Annotated in this window: 13 protein-coding genes and 1 tRNA gene; 11 read left to right on the top strand and 3 right to left on the bottom strand. The window is 66.3% G+C overall.

Going from position 1 to position 17,209, the window contains the following annotated elements:
- Nucleotides 1–62 precede the first annotated feature (62 nt).
- From hfq to FJU31_RS03630, 11 genes are all read left to right on the top strand, one after another.
- Nucleotides 63–341, top strand: coding sequence for an RNA chaperone Hfq (gene hfq / locus FJU31_RS03685; protein ID WP_150453533.1), 279 nt, complete (start codon nt 63–65; stop codon nt 339–341).
- A gap of 14 nt (nt 342–355) precedes the next feature.
- A complete protein-coding gene (gene hflX, locus FJU31_RS03680; protein WP_150453532.1) occupies nt 356–1,666 on the top strand; it encodes a ribosome rescue GTPase HflX in 1,311 nt (436 codons plus the stop codon).
- Between the two features lie 430 nt (nt 1,667–2,096).
- Nucleotides 2,097–3,404: an MFS family transporter gene (locus tag FJU31_RS03670; RefSeq protein WP_108746439.1), complete on the top strand. Its 1,308-nt coding sequence runs from the start codon at nt 2,097–2,099 to the stop codon at nt 3,402–3,404.
- A 67-nt stretch (nt 3,405–3,471) separates the two neighbouring features.
- On the top strand, nt 3,472–3,966 hold the full coding sequence (locus FJU31_RS03665; protein WP_150453530.1) for a CinA family protein: 495 nt from the start codon (nt 3,472–3,474) through the stop codon (nt 3,964–3,966).
- Between the two features lie 35 nt (nt 3,967–4,001).
- Entirely contained in the window at nt 4,002–5,684 is a 1,683-nt protein-coding gene (gene ubiB, locus FJU31_RS03660) for a 2-polyprenylphenol 6-hydroxylase (RefSeq protein ID WP_150453529.1), read from the top strand.
- Between the two features lie 283 nt (nt 5,685–5,967).
- Nucleotides 5,968–6,603, top strand: a complete 636-nt coding sequence (gene lexA / locus FJU31_RS03655; RefSeq protein ID WP_079221455.1) for a transcriptional repressor LexA — start codon at nt 5,968–5,970, stop codon at nt 6,601–6,603.
- A 218-nt stretch (nt 6,604–6,821) separates the two neighbouring features.
- Nucleotides 6,822–7,859 carry a recombinase RecA gene (recA, locus tag FJU31_RS03650; RefSeq protein ID WP_108768480.1) on the top strand — a complete coding sequence of 346 codons (1,038 nt, stop codon included), beginning with the start codon at nt 6,822–6,824 and terminating at the stop codon, nt 7,857–7,859.
- 111 nt (nt 7,860–7,970) lie between these two features.
- A complete protein-coding gene (gene recX / locus FJU31_RS03645) occupies nt 7,971–8,459 on the top strand; it encodes a recombination regulator RecX (protein WP_150453528.1) in 489 nt (162 codons plus the stop codon).
- A gap of 112 nt (nt 8,460–8,571) precedes the next feature.
- Nucleotides 8,572–11,220 (top strand): alanine--tRNA ligase, encoded by a 2,649-nt coding sequence (gene alaS / locus FJU31_RS03640; protein ID WP_150453527.1) that lies wholly within the window; start codon nt 8,572–8,574, stop codon nt 11,218–11,220.
- A 151-nt stretch (nt 11,221–11,371) separates the two neighbouring features.
- Nucleotides 11,372–11,575: a carbon storage regulator CsrA gene (csrA, locus tag FJU31_RS03635; RefSeq protein WP_079221459.1), complete on the top strand. Its 204-nt coding sequence runs from the start codon at nt 11,372–11,374 to the stop codon at nt 11,573–11,575.
- A gap of 79 nt (nt 11,576–11,654) precedes the next feature.
- Nucleotides 11,655–11,747: transfer RNA gene (locus FJU31_RS03630), tRNA-Ser, on the top strand.
- Between the two features lie 80 nt (nt 11,748–11,827).
- Here the strand turns inward: FJU31_RS03630 and FJU31_RS03625 are convergent.
- The 3 genes from FJU31_RS03625 to FJU31_RS03615 all read right to left on the bottom strand — a co-directional run bounded on the left by FJU31_RS03625 (nt 11,828) and on the right by FJU31_RS03615 (nt 17,115).
- Nucleotides 11,828–12,796 (bottom strand): DUF1684 domain-containing protein, encoded by a 969-nt coding sequence (locus tag FJU31_RS03625; protein WP_150453526.1) that lies wholly within the window; start codon nt 12,794–12,796, stop codon nt 11,828–11,830.
- A 5-nt stretch (nt 12,797–12,801) separates the two neighbouring features.
- The gene (locus FJU31_RS03620; RefSeq protein ID WP_150453525.1) at nt 12,802–15,816 is read right to left on the bottom strand and encodes a TonB-dependent receptor domain-containing protein; all 3,015 of its coding nucleotides are present in this window, start codon (nt 15,814–15,816) and stop codon (nt 12,802–12,804) included.
- A gap of 108 nt (nt 15,817–15,924) precedes the next feature.
- Complete coding sequence (locus FJU31_RS03615) at nt 15,925–17,115, bottom strand: OsmC family protein (protein ID WP_188115443.1); 1,191 nt, start codon at nt 17,113–17,115, stop codon at nt 15,925–15,927.
- Nucleotides 17,116–17,209: the final 94 nt, after the last annotated feature.

Here is a 17,209-nt window from a genome sequence, read left to right as displayed (position 1 = left end):
GGCGGCTCGGGGGCCGTGGCATCCGTCGGCAACCCAATAAGAACAATAATCAGGAGTTAGCAATGTCCAAGGGGCAATCGCTGCAGGATCCTTTCTTGAACGCACTGCGGCGCGAACGCGTGCCGGTTTCGGTGTACCTGGTCAACGGCATCAAGCTGCAGGGCACGATCGAATCGTTCGATCAGTTCGTGGTCCTGCTGCGCAACACCGTGAGCCAGATGGTCTACAAGCACGCCATTTCCACCGTCGTGCCGGCGCGTAACGTGAAGGTCGGGCCGGGTGGTGGCTACGTGCAGTCAGGTGACAATGATGGTCAGGCGGGTGATGAAGCAGACGAATGATTCCGGAGCGGTGAATGTTTGACCGCTCGAAAAAGGGCGAAAACGCCCTGTTGATCCAGCCCCATTTCGGCAAGCTGGAAGAAGACGTGCTGGAAGAGTTCGGTGATCTGGCCCGCTCGGCAGGGGCCAGCATCGCCGCCACCATCACCGCGCGCCTGGACCGTCCCAACCCGTCGACCCTGATCGGCAGCGGCAAGCTGGACGAGATCAAGGCTGCGGCTGACGCAACCGGCGCGGACCTGATCCTGGTCAACCATTCGCTGAGCCCGGGCCAGGAACGCAACCTGGAACGGTTCCTGGAGCGCCGGGTGATCGACCGTACCGGCCTGATCCTGGACATCTTTGCCCAGCGTGCGCACAGCCACGAAGGCAAGCTGCAGGTCGAGCTGGCGCAGCTGCGCCACCTGGCCACGCGGCTGGTGCGCGGCTGGACCCACCTTGAGCGTCAGCGCGGCGGTTCGATCGGCCTGCGCGGCCCGGGTGAAACCCAGCTGGAAACCGATCGCCGCCTGCTGCAGAAGCGGGTGGAGCAGTTGCAGAAGCGGCTGGAAAAGGTTGAAACGCAGCGCACCCAGATGCGCCGCGCGCGCCTGCGCAGCGAGCTGCCGCGCGTGGCCCTGGTCGGCTATACCAATGCCGGCAAGTCGACCCTGTTCAATGCCCTGACCGGTGCCGAGGCGTACGCTGCCGACCAGCTGTTTGCCACCCTGGACCCGACGGTGCGCCGCATCGCCGTGCCCGGTGGCAGCGTCGTGTTGGCCGATACCGTGGGCTTCGTGCGCGATCTGCCGCATGACCTGGTCGCCGCGTTCCGCTCGACCCTCTCCGAAGCGCGCGAGGCCGACTTCCTGCTGCACCTGGTCGACGCTGCCGATTCGCACCGCGAGGAGCGCATCGCCCAGGTCGACGAAGTCCTGACCGCCGTCGGTGCCGGTGACCTGCCGCAGCTGCTGGTGTTCAACAAGATCGACCGCATCGAGGGTGCTGAAGTGCGCCACGACGGCCAGGACGGCATCCCCGATCCGTCGCGCCGCGAGCGGGTCTGGATCTCCGCCCGTGACGGCGAAGGTCTGGAACTGCTGCAGAGCGTGCTGGGCAAGCGCCTGGGCCTGCAGCACGTCAGCGGCGAACTGCGCCTGCCGCCCAGCGCCGGCCGCCTGCGCGCGCGCCTGCACCAGCTGGAGGTGATCCGCAGCGAAGCGGCCGACGAAGACGGCTGGCTGCTGCAGGTCGACATCCCGATCGCCGAGGCGGAGAAGCTGGCCGCCAGCCCCGACGGCGGCCCGATCCGCGCCCTGCTGCCGGAAAAACTGCCCGAGTGGTAAACCACGACGGGCGGGGCCAGAGCCCTTTGCTGCGCAAAGGGATCTGACCCCGTGCCGACCCCGTGCCGACCAACGGTCGGCACCTACCAAAGCAGAGCGCCTTTCCGACAGCCCGCAGAAATGTGTCGAAGGCGGGGTGGGTCCGGTTGAGGGGGGGTGAGCCGCATGGATGCGGCGACCAAGCCCCCAAGGACGGGTTTACGGCGTCCCCCTCATCCGGGCCCACCCCGCCTCTCGTCAGGAAACCAGCTTCTGCTGTTGCTCTGGCGTCGGCTTCTGCGGGTGCAGGGCTGCAAGCCCTGCTGGAACACTCCATCCCGCACTACCGGCCGATTACCGCACTCCAGCCGCCCGATAGTGCACATCCGCTCACGCCCGCCGGGCGGATGATCCGAGGGTCTGCCCCCACGGCACCCCCGGAGTCCCTTCCATGTCCCACGTCAGCACCGACGCACTCCCCCAGTACACCGCGGCGGAGAAGCGCCACCGCGTGTTCGCCATCATGTCGGCCTCGTCCGGCAACCTGGTGGAGTGGTTCGACTTCTACGTCTACGCGTTCTGCGCCATCTACTTCGCCGGCGCCTTCTTCCCGGCGTCCAACCCGACCGTGCAGCTGCTCAACACCGCCGGCGTGTTCGCCGCCGGCTTCCTGATGCGGCCCATCGGTGGCTGGCTGTTCGGTCGCATCGCTGATCGTCTTGGCCGCAAGAAGTCGCTGCTGATCTCGGTCAGCATGATGTGCGGCGGCTCGCTGATGGTCGCCTGCCTGCCGACCTACGCCAGCATCGGTGCGATGGCGCCGGTCCTGCTGCTGGTCGCGCGCCTGATCCAGGGCCTGTCGGTCGGCGGCGAGTACGGCACCACGGCCACCTACATGAGCGAGGTTGCCCTGCGCGGCCAGCGCGGCTTCTTCTCCTCGTTCCAGTACGTCACCCTCATTGGCGGCCAGCTGCTGGCGGTGCTGGTCATCGTCATCATGGAAGCCCTGCTGAGCGAAGCGGAGATCCGCGCCTGGGGCTGGCGCATCCCGTTCGTGCTTGGTGCCGTCGCCGCCGTGGTCGCGCTGCTGCTGCGCCGTACCCTGCATGAAACGCAGAGCGAGGCCGACCGTGGCGACAAGGATGCCGGCAGCCTGTCGGCGCTGTTCCGTGACCACAAGGCCGCCTTCTTCACCGTGCTCGGCTATACCGCCGGCGGCTCGCTGATCTTCTACACCTTCACCACCTACATGCAGAAGTTCCTGGTCAACACGGTGCACCTGCCCATCAAGACCGCCAGTTACGTGATGACCGGCGCGCTGTTCCTGTACATGTGCATGCAGCCGCTGTTCGGCATGCTGTCCGACCGCATCGGCCGCCGCACCAGCATGATGCTGTTCGGCGCGCTGGGCGCGCTCACCACCGTGCCGATCCTTATCACCCTGCAGCACGTCACCAGCCCGTGGGCGGCCTTCGGGCTGATCGTGCTGGCGCTGGCCATCGTCAGCTTCTACACGTCGATTTCCGGCATCGTGAAGGCCGAGATGTTCCCGCCGCAGGTGCGCGCGCTCGGCGTGGGCCTGGCCTACGCCATCGGCAACGCGATCTTCGGCGGCAGCGCCGAATACGCCGCGCTGGGCCTGAAGAGCCTGGGCCATGAGCAGCTGTTCTTCTGGTACGTCACGGTGATGATGGTGGTGGCGTTCCTGGTCAGCCTGCGCCTGCCGCGCCAGGCCCGTTACCTGCACCACGACCACTGAGGGGCAGGGGAGGACAGCGCCGCTGTTCTGCGGTACAAGATGACCGTTGCTACCTCGATCCATGCCGATGTCCTTCCCCTCCGACGCCGATCTCCATGCCCACGCCGCCGCGCTTGGGCAGCGCCTGCAGCAGGCCTCGCTGCAACTGGTCACCGCTGAAAGCTGCAGCGGTGGCTGGATCGCCAAGTGCATGACCGATATCGCCGGTTCCTCGGCGTTCTTCGACTGCGGCATGGTGGTCTACAGCTATGAAGCCAAGCAGCGCCTGCTGGGCGTGCGCGCGCAGACCCTGGAGCAGTTCGGTGCGGTCAGCCGCGAGGCCGTGCTGGAAATGGTGTCCGGCGCGCTGATCAATTCCGGCGCCGGTATCGCCGTGGCCGTGACCGGCATCGCCGGCCCGGGCGGCGGCAGCCCGGACAAGCCGGTCGGCAGCGTCTGGATTGGCTGGAAGCGCCGCGGCGGCTACGCACGTGCCGAGCTGTTCCAGTTCGACGGCGACCGCGAAGCCATACGGCGGCAGACCGTCGCAGCCGCCCTGCACGGTATCGACGCCCAGCTGTGACATGCTGGCCCGGTACCAAACCGGAGTAGGTAACGATGTGGGAGACGCTGGGTACCGTCCGTGACCTGGGCCGGCTGCAGGAGATCGCCGCCGTCCTGATCCGTTACGGCTTCGGCGACGTGGTCCGGCGCATCGGCCTGGCCACCGTGCTCGAGCGCGCGGGCCGCCTGCTGCACTGGAATGAGGAAAGCCAGCAGATGCTGCGCATGACCGCGCCGGTGCGCGTGCGCAGTGCTCTGCAGGATCTCGGCCCGACCTTCGTGAAGCTGGGCCAGGTGCTGGCCACCCGCGTCGACCTGCTGCCGCCTGAGTGGATTTCCGAGCTGTCCGAGCTGCAGAACGCGGTGCCTGCGCTGCCGTATGCAGCCATCCGCGAGCAGCTGGAATCCGACCTCGGTGCATCGCCATCGCAGGTGTTCGCCTTCCTTGATGAAACCCCGATGGCCGCCGCCTCGCTGGCGCAGGCCCATCGCGCGCGCCTGCATGACGGCCGCGAGGTGGTGCTGAAAGTGCGTCGGCCCGGCATCCGCGACGTGGTGGAAGCCGACCTTCGCCTGCTCGCGCGGCTGGCCGAGATCGTCGAGGCGCGGCTGCCGGACCTGCGCCGCTACCGGCCGGCCGAAGTGGTCCAGCAGTTCACCGTGTCACTGCGCCGCGAGCTGGATTTCGCCGCCGAATGCCGCAACGCCGAGCGCATCAGCCGTAATTTCCAGGCCCGCGACGACATCCTGATTCCCGGAGTGCACTGGCAGTGGACCTGCGAGAGCCTGAACGTCCAGGATTTCGTCGAAGGCATTCCAGGTCGCGATCTGGCGGGGGTGGATGCGGCTGGGCTGGACCGCCGTGAGCTGGCCCGGCGCGGTGCCGACATCGTGCTGAAGATGGTGCTGGAGGACGGCAGCTTCCACGCCGATCCGCACCCCGGCAACATCATCTACCTGCGCGACGGCCGCATCGGCGTCATCGATTTCGGCATGGTCGGCGCGCTGTCCGAAGTGCGCCGCTTCCAGGTCGCACAGCTGCTGCATGGCCTGGTCGAACAGGACCCGCAGGGCGTGGCCGACGTGCTGCTGGACTGGGCCGGTGGCGTGGAGGTCGATGAGAACCGGCTGCAGCACGACATCAGCCAGTTCGTGGACCAGTACCGCGGCGTGCCGCTGAAGGACCTGCGCATCGGCCTGATGCTGGGCGACATCACCCAGCTGCTGCGCAGCTACAGCCTGACCCTGCCTGCCGACCTGGCGCTGATGATCAAGGCGTTCCTGACCCTGGAGGGCATGGGCCGACAACTCGACCCCGATTTCGACATGGCCAGCGTCGCCCGCCCGTTCCTGGAGCGGGTGGTGCTGCAGCGCTACGCCCCACGTGCGCTGCTCAAGCGCGGTCGGCGCAGCCTGTTGGGGATGATCGACTTCGCCGGTGAACTTCCGCGCGACCTGCGCAAGCTGGTCCAGGCCGCGCGCCGCGGACGCCTGCAGCTGAAGGTGGAAACCAGCGCGCTGCAGGGCTTTGGCGACCAGGTGAACCGCGCCGCCAACCGGCTGGTGATGGGCATCGTCACCGCCGCGCTGATCATCGGCTCGTCCATCGTGATGCACAGCGTGGGCGGCATCTCCAGCCGCTGGCTGCTGGCCCTGGGCGTATGCGGCTTCGTCGGCGCCGGCTTCTGCGGCGTGTGGATCCTGTTCTCGATATGGAGAAGCGGTAAGCACGCGTAGGCAGGTGCACGAAGTGCACCTGTCGCGGTTCCGAAGGAAGCGCAGAATTGCGAAGCGATTCTGGTAGCGCCGGGCCATGCCCGGCGACGATTGCCGAGTGCCGAGCATGGGCTCGGCACTACAGCCGGTAGCGCCGGGCCATGCCCGGCGACGATTGCCGAGTGCCGAGCATGGGCTCGGCACTACAGCCGGTAGCGCCGGGCCATGCCCGGCGGCGGTTCCCCGTTCCCCGTGCCGCCCGGGGCACTTGCACACCCACTCGTTAGTAGTAATACTACTAAGCATGGACCTGACCGACACCCAGCAGGCGATCCTGCAGTTGATCGCCGAGCGTATCGAGAGCGAAGGCGCACCGCCGTCGCAGACTGAAATCGCCCGCGCGTTTGGCTTCAAGGGCGTGCGCGCGGCCCAATACCATCTGGAGGCCCTCGAGCAGGCCGGTGCGATCCGTCGCATCCCCGGTCAGGCCCGCGGCATCCGCCTGGTGCAGGCGCCGCCGATCGAGAAGCTGGCCGAGCCGGGCCTGCCCGACAGCGTCCTGCGGCTGCCGGTGCTGGGCCGTGTCGCCGCCGGCCTGCCGATCGGCGCCGACATCGGGTCGGACGATTTCGTGGTGCTGGACCGGGTGTTCTTCTCGCCGGCGCCGGATTACCTGCTGAAGGTGCAGGGCGATTCGATGATCGACGAGGGCATTTTCGACGGTGATCTGATCGGCGTGCACCGCACCCGCGACGCCCACTCCGGGCAGATCGTGGTGGCCCGCATCGACGACGAGATCACCGTCAAGCTGCTGAAGATCGCCAAGGACCGCATCCGCCTGTTGCCGCGCAACCCCGACTACAAGCCGATCGAGGTCCTGCCCGACCAGGATTTCGCGATCGAGGGCCTGTATTGCGGCCTGCTGCGGCCCAACCGCTGAGCCACTGGCAGCAGCCCTGTTCCACCAGCATTACCCCGCGGTCTTTTGTGGCGATTCTCTGGTTCCACTGAGGTTGGTACGGATGTCCGATAATTCTTTTCTGAGCGCCGGGCAGAATCTCAGCCTGTGCGATACATCCGACTTAAAGTGAACCCATGGCAAAGAAGACCCCCAAAGACAGCACCCCCAACGACATGACCTCTGCTAGGAGCAACACGATGGACGAGAACAAAAAGCGCGCATTGGCTGCTGCTCTGGGCCAGATCGAGAAGCAGTTCGGCAAGGGCTCGGTGATGCGGATGGGCGACCGTGTGGTCGAACCCGTCGAAGCCATCCCGACCGGCTCGCTGATGCTCGACATCGCACTGGGCATCGGTGGCCTGCCGAAGGGTCGTGTCGTTGAAATCTACGGTCCGGAGTCGTCGGGCAAGACCACCCTGACCCTGCAGGCCATCGCCGAATGCCAGAAGATGGGCGGCACCGCTGCCTTCATCGACGCCGAGCACGCGCTGGATCCGATCTACGCCGCCAAGCTGGGCGTGAACGTGGACGACCTGCTCCTGTCGCAGCCGGATACCGGTGAGCAGGCGCTGGAAATCGCCGACATGCTGGTTCGTTCGGGTTCGGTGGACATCCTGGTGGTCGACTCGGTCGCCGCACTGACCCCCAAGGCCGAAATCGAAGGCGAAATGGGTGACCAGCTGCCGGGCCTGCAGGCCCGCCTGATGAGCCAGGCCCTGCGCAAGCTGACCGGCAACATCAAGCGCTCCAACACCCTGGTGGTCTTCATCAACCAGCTGCGCATGAAGATCGGCGTGATGATGCCGGGCCAGAGCCCGGAAGTGACCACCGGCGGCAACGCGCTGAAGTTCTACGCCTCGGTGCGCCTGGACATCCGCCGTATCGGCGCGATCAAGAAGGGCGACGAGATCATCGGCAACCAGACCAAGATCAAGGTCGTCAAGAACAAGCTGGCACCGCCGTTCAAGCAGGTCATCACCGAGATCCTGTACGGCGAAGGCATCAGCCGCGAAGGCGAGCTGATCGACATGGGTGTGGAAGCCAAGCTGGTCGAGAAGGCCGGTGCCTGGTACAGCTACGGTGAAGAGCGCATCGGCCAGGGCAAGGACAACGCCCGAGGCTACCTGCGCGACAACCCGACCGTCGCCGCCAAGCTCGAAGCCGAGCTGCGCGAGAAGTTCCAGCCGTCCGAAGCCGCCCGTGAGGAAGGCGACGACGACGGCGACGACGAGTAAGACTTGCTGTGGGGCAGGGCGGCGCCGTCAGTGACGTCGCCCTGTCCCGCAGGTTCGAACCGCCCACGGACGGGCAGGGTGCCAGGGACGGCGCCACCCTTGGAGTAAGCAATGTCCGATGCCGACGCCCCCACCGGCCGCAAGCGCCGGCCGCGCGAACAGACCCCCGTACAGCGTGCCCTGGGCCTGCTGGTGCGGCGTGAGCATTCGCGCAAGGAGCTGACCCGCAAGCTGACCGCCCGTGGCATCGAGGGCGAGGCGGCCGAGGCCGCCGTGGCCAAGCTGACCGAGGCCGGCTGGCAGGACGACACCCGTTTTGCGGAGAATCTCGTCCGGATGCGTGCCAACACCGGCTATGGGCCCATCCACGTCCGTGCCGAGCTCGGCACCCATGGGCTGGACAGCGTGGCGATCGCCGCCGCAATGGACACCTACGAAGGCGACTGGCAGGAAAACGCCCGCGATCTGGTCCGCCGCCGTTTCGGAGAGGACGGCCCGCAGGACCTGGCACAGCGGCGCAAGGCCGCCGATCTGCTGGCCCGGCGGGGCTTCGACGGGGACACCATCCGTCGCGCGACCCGCTTCGACCCGGATGACTGAGACTGACGGCGCCGGGCCTGATACCCTTTAGGTTTTCGGCGGTCCGTTACGACCCTGGCCAGTGAGGCCGGCGGTTCGGGGGCTGCCGGCCCGCACACTGCCAGCCCCCTCAATGAACGCACCCGCCAAATTCACGACCTCCCAGATCCGTAGCGATTTCCTTGAGTTCTTCAAGGGCAAAGGCCACACCATCGTGCCGTCGGCGCCGCTGGTGCCGGGCAATGATCCGACCCTGCTGTTCACCAACTCGGGCATGGTCCAGTTCAAGGACGTGTTCCTGGGCGCGGAAAAGCGCAGCTACGTGCGCGCGGCCGACGTCCAGCGCTGCCTGCGCGCCGGTGGCAAGCACAACGATCTCGACCAGGTCGGCTACACCGCGCGTCACCACACCTTCTTCGAAATGCTGGGCAACTGGTCCTTCGGTGACTACTTCAAGAAGGACGCCATCGCCTGGGCATGGGAACTGCTGACCCAGGTCTGGAAACTGCCGGCCGAGCGCCTGCTGGTCACCGTCTACCAGACCGATGACGAGGCCTACGCGCTGTGGCGCGACATGGTCGGCATCCCGGAAGAGCGCATCGTGCGCATCGGCGACAACAAGGGCGCCCCGTACGCCTCAGACAACTTCTGGCAGATGGCCGACACCGGTCCCTGCGGCCCGTGCACCGAGATCTTCTACGACCACGGCGACCACATCGCAGGCGGCCCCCCTGGTTCGCCGGATGAAGACGGTGACCGCTTCATCGAGATCTGGAACCTGGTGTTCATGCAGTTCGACCGCCAGACCGACGGCACCCTGGTGCCGCTGCCGGCACCGTGCGTGGATACCGGCATGGGCCTGGAGCGCCTGGCGGCGATCCTGCAGCACGTGCACACCAACTACGAGATCGACCTGTTCCAGGCGTTGATCCGCAAGGCGTCCGAGCTGACCGGCATGGCCGATCTGGAGAACAAGTCGCTGCGCGTGATCGCCGATCACATCCGCGCCTGCTCCTTCCTGATCGTCGACGGCGTGCTGCCGTCCAACGAAGGTCGCGGCTACGTGCTGCGCCGTATCATCCGCCGCGCCCTGCGCCACGGCTGGATGCTGGGCGTGCGCCAGCCGTTCTTCAGCAAGCTGGTGCCGACCCTGGTCGAGCTGATGGGCGAGGCCTATCCGGAACTGCCGGCCCAGGCCGATACCGTGGTCCGTGCGCTGCAGGCCGAAGAGGAGCGTTTCGCTGAAACCCTCGACGCCGGCATGAAGATCTTCGAGGACGTGGCAGCCAAGGCCAGCAATGGCGTGATCCCCGGCGTCGACGCGTTCCGCCTGTACGACACCTACGGCTTCCCGCTGGACCTGACCCAGGACATCGCCCGCGAGCGCGAGCTGACCGTTGATACCGACGGTTTCGATGCGGCGATGGAGCAGCAGCGCGAGACCGCGCGTGCCGCCGGCAAGTTCGGTGGCGGCGTGACCCTGCCCGCCGAACTGGTGGCGACCCTGACCCCGACCCTGTTCCTGGGCTACGACCGCCTGCAAGCCGATGGCCTGACCGTACTGGCCCTGCTCAAGGACGGCCGTCCGGTGCAGTCGGCCGAGGCCGGCGACGCCGTGATCGTCATCACCAACCAGACCCCGTTCTACGCCGAATCCGGCGGCCAGGTCGGTGACACCGGCGTGCTTACCGGCAACGGCGTGCGCCTGCCGGTCAGCGATACCCAGAAGTTCGCGGGCCAGTTCCATGGCCACGTCGGCACCCTGTCCGAAGGCGGCCTGAAGGTCGGCGACGTGCTGTCCGGCCAGGTCGATGGCGAGCGCCGCGGCGCCACCATCCTCAACCACTCGGCCACCCACCTGCTGCATGCCGCCCTGCGCGAAGTGCTCGGCACCCACGTGCAGCAGAAGGGTTCGCTGGTCGCACCGGACCGCCTGCGTTTCGACTTCTCGCACTTCCAGTCGATCAGCGCCGAAGAACTGGCCGTGATCGAGCGCAAGGTCAACCAGCAGGTGCGCGCCAACAACGCCGCCGAAGTGCACACCATGGGCATGCAGGAAGCGCTGGATTTCGGCGCGATGGCCCTGTTCGGCGAGAAGTACGGCGAGAACGTGCGCGTGCTGAAGATGGGTGACTACTCCACCGAACTGTGTGGCGGTACCCACGTCAGCCGCACCGGCGACATCGGTCTGTTCAAGATCACCTCCGAAGGCGGTGTCTCGGCCGGCGTGCGCCGCATCGAGGCGGTCACCGGCCAGGGCGCCCTGGACTATGTGGCGGCCGAAGAGGCCCGCCTGGCCGAAGCGGCGGAACTGCTGGGTGGCAGCGCCGCTGACGTGGTCGAGAAGATCCGCGCCCTGGGCCTGCGCCAGAAACAGCTGGAGCGTGAGCTGGAGGCCGTGAAGGCCAAGGTCGCCGCCGGCGCCACCGCCGATCTTTCCGGCCAGGCCGTCGAGGTCGCCGGTGTGAAGGTGCTGGCCGCCCGCCTGGAAGGCTTCGACGCCAAGGCCCTGCGTGATGCCATGGACCGCCTGAAGCAGCAGCTGGGCAACGCCGTGATCCTGCTGGCCGGCACCCAGGACGGCAAGGCCGCCCTGGTCGCGGGCGTGAACGGCAGTGCAATGGGCAAGGTCAAGGCCGGGGAACTGTTGTCCCATATCGCCAGTCAGATCGGGGGCAAGGGCGGCGGACGCCCGGACCTCGCCCAGGGTGGTGGCGAGGACGGGCCCGCCCTTGCTACCGCTCTTGCCGCGGTTGTCGAATGGGTCAGCCCCCGCCTGTGATGTGAACCCCTGCCGTCCCCCTCCTTGTAGGAGCGGGACGGCTGACGGTACCATTGCGAAATCTTTTCCCTTTGTCGTGGGGACGCTTCTTGACGGAGCGTCAAGCCGGTGGGGGATACCCTTCCACACGGTTCCATGGAGACTTACTAAAATGTTGATCTTGACTCGCCGCGTCGGCGAAACCCTGATGATCGGAGACTCGGTGAGCGTCACCGTGCTCGGCGTCAAGGGCAACCAGGTGCGCATCGGTATCACCGCGCCGAAGGACGTTGCTGTGCATCGCGAAGAGATCTACCAGCGCATCCAGCGTGGTGATGAAGCCGGCAGCACCGGAAGTGAAAATTCCGGCGAATAAAAGCTTTACCTTCGCGTCTGATTAACGTTATGATTCACGCCCCGCTGAGGTGCACCGCACCAGACGCGGAGAAAACCCCGGAGCGATGCCCGAGTGGCTGAAGGGGCTCCCCTGCTAAGGGAGTATAGGGTCAAAAGCTCTATCGAGGGTTCGAATCCCTCTCGCTCCGCCAGATACAAGAAAGCGCCCGCAGATCCTGGATTTGCGGGCGTTTTTCGTTGTGCGTGATCGATGCGGAACTGCAGGCGCCGATCAATCGTGGGACGCGGAATATTTCCGTTCGCCAGAAAGCACTGCCAGCCGAACGAGCGTGCGGTCTGCATCCTGCTGCGCGAGCCGGTTCTCCGGCGGTGGCAGAGGGCACGTCGCGAATTCGGTGTACGCGCACGGTGGGTTGTAGGCGCGATTGAAATCGAGCGTGACCGAACCATCCACGGCGACCGCATCGGTGCGCAGGTAGCGGCCCACACCATAGGTCTGCCGGCCCGTCGTCTGATCCTGGAACATCAGGTTCAACCCCTTGGCAGGATCGCCCAATGCTTCCAGCCTCCATTGTCGACCCTCTTTTTCAAAGAGGACGTACCCAGGATTGGGCGTGTCGGTGACCTCGCCGATGACACTGGCGATGGGCAGCGTCCTGCCGGCAGGGTGTGGCACGAAGCGCGCCTGCAGCCGCCAGCCCTCGTCTGCCGGGAAGAAGTGGAGACCGGAAAAGGCCAGGCGAGCGGGCGCATCGGCATGCCGGACCCGCAGCGCAAGGCGTTGGCCACGGCGGATCACACTGATTTTTCCCTTGCCGTCGTCATAGGTGAGCGTGGTGCCGCCGCCAGGGCCTTCCGGTGTCAGGCGAGTGCTGTCCAGCACCGGTGCACCTTCCGTGGTAACGGCCACGCCATCGGCAGGCTGGAAGAACACGGCGTCGCCACGTTGCTCGATCTGGCCCAGGCGAGCGGGTGCAATGGCCAGCCGGATGTCGTTGTCCTCGCTTCCTCCCACGCGTTTTGTCCCGGCTTCCAGCCAGTGCAGCCCGGTGAGGCTGGTCCAGCCATCCGGCTTGCCCAGGTCCGCGGCGCGCCGACGCACCCACTCGGCGTGCTGTGTCTCGAACGCCGACGCTGCCAGCGTTCCAGTCGCGGCCTGCGCATCCACGGGTTGCCGTGGGCTGCACGCGGCAACGCCCAGGGTCGCCGCAAGCAGGAACGCGAGGGGCAGTCTCTTCATGCGGTTCACCAGTTCTTTGAAATGCCGAGGTGGATGTAGCGCCCGTAGGCCTCGTGCAGCGCGCTCAGGTAATTGCCGGAGGCGTTGAGGGGCGGGTCTTTGTTGAACACGTTGCGCGCTCCCACTTCCACGGCAGTGCCCTGCAGCAGCCCCACGTGGAACTCTTTTTTCACCGACAATGCCCAGCGCTGCGTGGCAGCGACCACGTACGGCCGGCCATCGGCGTACGCCCCGGCCCTGACACTGTCGATGTAGTCGTCGCGCAGCCGCACGGTCCAGTCCTGCAGGTTCCAGATCAAGGTGGCGCTGGCCCGCCACTCCGGCTTTGCCCCGTTGATGCCGACTTCGTTGGCCGCACCAAGGTCGGGCGCGATGATGTTCAACGCGCCGCGGGCGATCGCCGCGGCGACCTCCTGCACTTCAGCAGGCTTCTGCTGGGTGTACTCCTTCAGCTGGCTGACGCTGACCAGCAGCGCGAAGCGACCCCATGCGGTGTCCGGCAACCGCCAGTTGAAGTTGTAATCCATGCCGGAGGCCGTCAGCGGACTGCGGTTCTGGTAGCGGTTGTAGATGTTGGTGACCACGCCGGCCGGTTCAAGCCCGGTGCCCGCGAACAGGGCGATGTCTTCGGCAGTTGCCTGCGCACGCACGACGTTGGGATTGCTGGTGCCTTCGACGACACGCAGATAGGCGTCGTAGAGCAGTTCCTCGCCCATGGTGCTGATCGGGTTCTCGACCTTCACCCGCCACGTGTCCACGCTCAAGCTGATCGAGCCGAAGCGTTCGGGCAGGAAGCGTGGCTCGAACACGGCGCCCCAGGAAGACTGTCGTGTCGTTTCCGGTTTGACGTCATCGCCGTAGGAGGTCACCGAGCTGACCGATGGCTTGACCGCCGAACCACTGCTGTTAGCGTTGAGGCAGGCGCTGTAGTTCGGCTGTGCACCCTTGGCGATGAGTGCATGGCAGCGGATGGCATCGTTGTTGAAGCCGAACCCGTAGGTGGGAGGTGAATTGACCAGCTCCAGCCCAGGCGCGCGGAAGCCTCCACTGACCGAGCCGCGCAGCAGCAGGCTGTCATTGACCTTCCAGGCAGCGGCCAGCTTCGGCTTGGCGACTTTGCCGGCATCGCTGTAGTCCTCCCAGCGCGCGGCCACCTGCAGGTCCAGCGATTGCACCAGCGGCACGCCCTGCGCGGCTGACACCAGTGGGATGGCCAGTTCGACCAGCGCGGAGGTGACGCTGCGACTGCCATGCACGTCAGGCCGCGGGCTGTGGGTGAAGAAATTGCTGGGCGCCACCGTTCCGGTGTACCAGTCGGTATAGGGGTGGCTGCCATCGATGTTCCCATCGCGGTCATCGCTGCGGCTTTCGTAACGGTACTCCACGCCCGCCGCCGCGCCGATGTCGCCGGCATACCACGTCAGCAGATCGGAACGGTCGATCTTGAAGTCCCACAACGCCAGCTCGCTGGTGCCTACGCGCGTCGCCTCGCCAATGAACGAGGAGGTGTCAGAGGGCGTGGCATCACCAACCCGGATGCTGGCGGGATCACCGCCGCTGAACGGATTGTAGGCACTGGCATCGGTGCGGTTCACCGCCTCGATGAAGGCATCGGTGAGTCCGCCCTGCTGCACATCGGTGCTGCGTGCGCGTGAGTACAGCAGTGCGCTTTCCCAGTTCCAGCCGCCTTCGGTCCAGCCACGCACGCCCAGCAGGACGCGCGACTGCTCGTTGTCGACCGTGACGCGGCGGATCCCCGAATCCGCGAACTGATAATTCAGCAGTCGAATCGCATCGGCACCACGCAGCGCTTCCGGCACCCAGTAGGCATCGGGACGGATATGCAGCAGGAAGCCCTCGCCGCCGAAGCCGGACTCACTGCTCACCCATGACTCGGACCTGGCCCGGTAGTAGGCCAGCTCGCTGAACAGCTGCAGCGAGTCGTTGATGTCGAACCGGCCGCTGGCGAACACATTGCCCTTGCGGATGGCCGGCGCCGAGGTGATGCCCGGCTCGGCGGCCGAGTCATAGTGGTAACGCGTCGGCACCGTACCGGAGACGAGTGCGCCGGTCGCAGGATCGATACTCCAACTGCCGGTGCGCCTGCCGTTGGCATAGGTATCGAAGTGGCCCCACGGCGTCCGCGTGCTGAAGCCGGTGCTGCCGTCCGGATCGGGCACGCTGGTGCCATTTCCCAGCGGCCGACGACCATCGGTCGCCGTGAACCAGGCGTCGGAGTTGCGCTGCGCCGTCCGCGTGGAGAATCCGTACAGCAGCGAGATGTTGCCGCGTCCATCGGCGAAGTCGCTGCCCAGGTAGCCATCCAGCGAGACGTCTTCACGATGGCCATCGGACACCTTGCCGTAGTCCAGGCGGACGCCGCCGCCGTTCTGCAGGTTGGCCGGCGTTACGAGGTCGACCACGCCCGCGACCGCGTCGGAGCCGTAGATGGAGGCTGCGCCGTCAAGCAGCAGGTTGATGCGCTCCAGGCCGAAGGTCGGGATGGCATTGGCGTTGTAGGTCGTATCGTCGCCGCTGTTGCTGATGGGGTGCTGGACGGTGCGCCGGCCGTTGACCAGCAGCAGCGTGTACTTCGCACCGAGGTTGCGCAGATTGATGGAGCCGACGTCGCCACGGGCGACATTCGAATTGCGCCCGGCGTTGGTGGTGCCTTTCTCGGTGACGGCGACGTCGCCAAACTGCGGCAGGCTGCGGAACAGCTCGTTGCCGTTGGTGGCGCCGGTCGATTCGATCTGTTCGCGGTCCACCGCCACCACCGGCAGCGCTGCCTGGGCGCCACCGCCGGCAATCTGCGAGCCGAGTACGGAGACCTTGTCGAGCAGGCGTGCATTGCCCTCATGCGCGTGCGCGGCCGATGTCTGCTTCTCCTCGGCGGCCTCTGCCGCGGGCGCAAGCAGGGTGCACAGCGCCAGTGCCAGGTGGCGGCGGCGCGCTCGCTGCGGGCGCAGGTTGTACCACGGGCGTTGCACGCTCGAATGCGAGCGCAGGGCGAGCTTCATCGAATATCCCCAGAGAGATGCTGACAACCGGAGTGAAGGGGCGTCTCCCGGGCCGCTTCGGGCCGGGGGGGATCGCCACTGCAAGGTCAACCCATGCAGCGTCTGCGGCTACTGCGCGGCGTCTGCATAGGAGCCACGAACGATGCGGCCTTCGAGCTTCTGCTCGTCTTTCACCAGGTTGTAGAGCGGGCAGGTGGCCTCGACCGACTGACGGAGCGCATCGATCTCCTGCGCTGATGCAGGCGATTCGATGCGCACGCGATAGCGGATGCCGCTGTAGCGTGCCGGTGTGGTGACGCCCTTGCCGAAGCGCGGGCTCAGTTGACCATCAACGGTCAGCTCCAGGGAGTCCAGCAACACGTTGCGGGAAGCTGCCTGCACTTCGAAGATGTGGGTCAGGCAGGTGCCGGTGACGCCCAGCAGGTGTTCCTCCACCGTGGGTGCCAGGCCGTAGCCAAGCAGCCCTGGCGCACTGTCATGCAGCTGCTGGTGGTAGCCATCCTTGCCCAGGAAAACGTGGCGCAGGCCGGTGCGGGGTTCGACGTGGGCGCGGGCGACCAGAGTCTCGGGTTCCCTCGGTGCATCCCTCGGATCGCGTGGGGCATGCCGGGCGAGTACCGCCGGGCGCTTTTCCTCGGCGATGAAATCGCGCAGGCCGGGGGGCAGCTTCGGATCGCGCGTGGATGAGCTGTGGACGTAGTCCACGTCGGCGTGGCTGACCTGCTGTGGTCGCGTCACCAGATCGATCGCCGAGGAATTCTCGTGCACCGCGCGCTTCAGCGCCTGCAGCTGTGCATCAGTTGCCGGCGAATCGATGTAGACGACATAGGAGAGGTTGTTGGGATAGGCAAGGCTTGCGCTCTTGCGCTCGGGAATGCTGGTGAACACCACATCCAGCGCATCCAGCGGAATGTCCTGCACCGCCGCCTGCACAACGTACTCGTCAGCCACCGAGCTGGCGAGCGTGCCGACCAGCGAGTCCCAGGAGCCGGCACCCAGGTTGTAGCCGGCGTAGTCCCGGCCGCTGTCACTGATGTACTGGAACTCGCCGGTTGGCCCGATGCGCAAACGCCTGACCCCTGAGCGGCTCTCGGCAGTCACCTTGGCATGGATGGTGGTCGGGACGGCAGGCTGCGCTGACTGCGCTTCGATGGCCGTGCGCTTGGCGGCGACATACGCGCGCAGCTGAGAGGTCGAATCTTCAGCGGCACGCGCGCCGGGCGCGGACAGCAACAGCAGGGAGGACAGCGCGGTGGCGCCAATGAACGTCAACGCGGTCCGGGGGCGGGCGATGGACATGGAAGGAATGGGCTCCAAGGGCAACATGAACGAGTGCCCACTGTTTCACGTCGCATCGCCACCACTAAATAACGCTTGGCCATTCCCATATGCG

It is taken from the genome of Stenotrophomonas cyclobalanopsidis (assembly GCF_008710035.1).
Classification (GTDB): domain Bacteria; phylum Pseudomonadota; class Gammaproteobacteria; order Xanthomonadales; family Xanthomonadaceae; genus Stenotrophomonas; species Stenotrophomonas cyclobalanopsidis.
Note: the sequence above shows the minus strand (reverse complement) of the source record. Positions and strands in the feature narration are given on the sequence as shown.

Bases quoted from the DNA above. Each gene is read 5' to 3' on its own strand.
- hfq (WP_150453533.1), top strand. From the start codon at position 63: ATGTCCAAGGGGCAATCGCTGCAGGATCCTTTCTTGAACGCACTGCGG.
- hflX (WP_150453532.1), top strand. From the start codon at position 356: ATGTTTGACCGCTCGAAAAAGGGCGAAAACGCCCTGTTGATCCAGCCC.
- FJU31_RS03670 (WP_108746439.1), top strand. From the start codon at position 2,097: ATGTCCCACGTCAGCACCGACGCACTCCCCCAGTACACCGCGGCGGAG.
- FJU31_RS03665 (WP_150453530.1), top strand. From the start codon at position 3,472: ATGTCCTTCCCCTCCGACGCCGATCTCCATGCCCACGCCGCCGCGCTT.
- ubiB (WP_150453529.1), top strand. From the start codon at position 4,002: ATGTGGGAGACGCTGGGTACCGTCCGTGACCTGGGCCGGCTGCAGGAG.
- lexA (WP_079221455.1), top strand. From the start codon at position 5,968: ATGGACCTGACCGACACCCAGCAGGCGATCCTGCAGTTGATCGCCGAG.
- recA (WP_108768480.1), top strand. From the start codon at position 6,822: ATGGACGAGAACAAAAAGCGCGCATTGGCTGCTGCTCTGGGCCAGATC.
- recX (WP_150453528.1), top strand. From the start codon at position 7,971: ATGTCCGATGCCGACGCCCCCACCGGCCGCAAGCGCCGGCCGCGCGAA.
- alaS (WP_150453527.1), top strand. From the start codon at position 8,572: ATGAACGCACCCGCCAAATTCACGACCTCCCAGATCCGTAGCGATTTC.
- csrA (WP_079221459.1), top strand. From the start codon at position 11,372: ATGTTGATCTTGACTCGCCGCGTCGGCGAAACCCTGATGATCGGAGAC.
- FJU31_RS03625 (WP_150453526.1), bottom strand. From the start codon at position 12,796: ATGAAGAGACTGCCCCTCGCGTTCCTGCTTGCGGCGACCCTGGGCGTT.
- FJU31_RS03620 (WP_150453525.1), bottom strand. From the start codon at position 15,816: ATGAAGCTCGCCCTGCGCTCGCATTCGAGCGTGCAACGCCCGTGGTAC.
- FJU31_RS03615 (WP_188115443.1), bottom strand. From the start codon at position 17,115: ATGTCCATCGCCCGCCCCCGGACCGCGTTGACGTTCATTGGCGCCACC.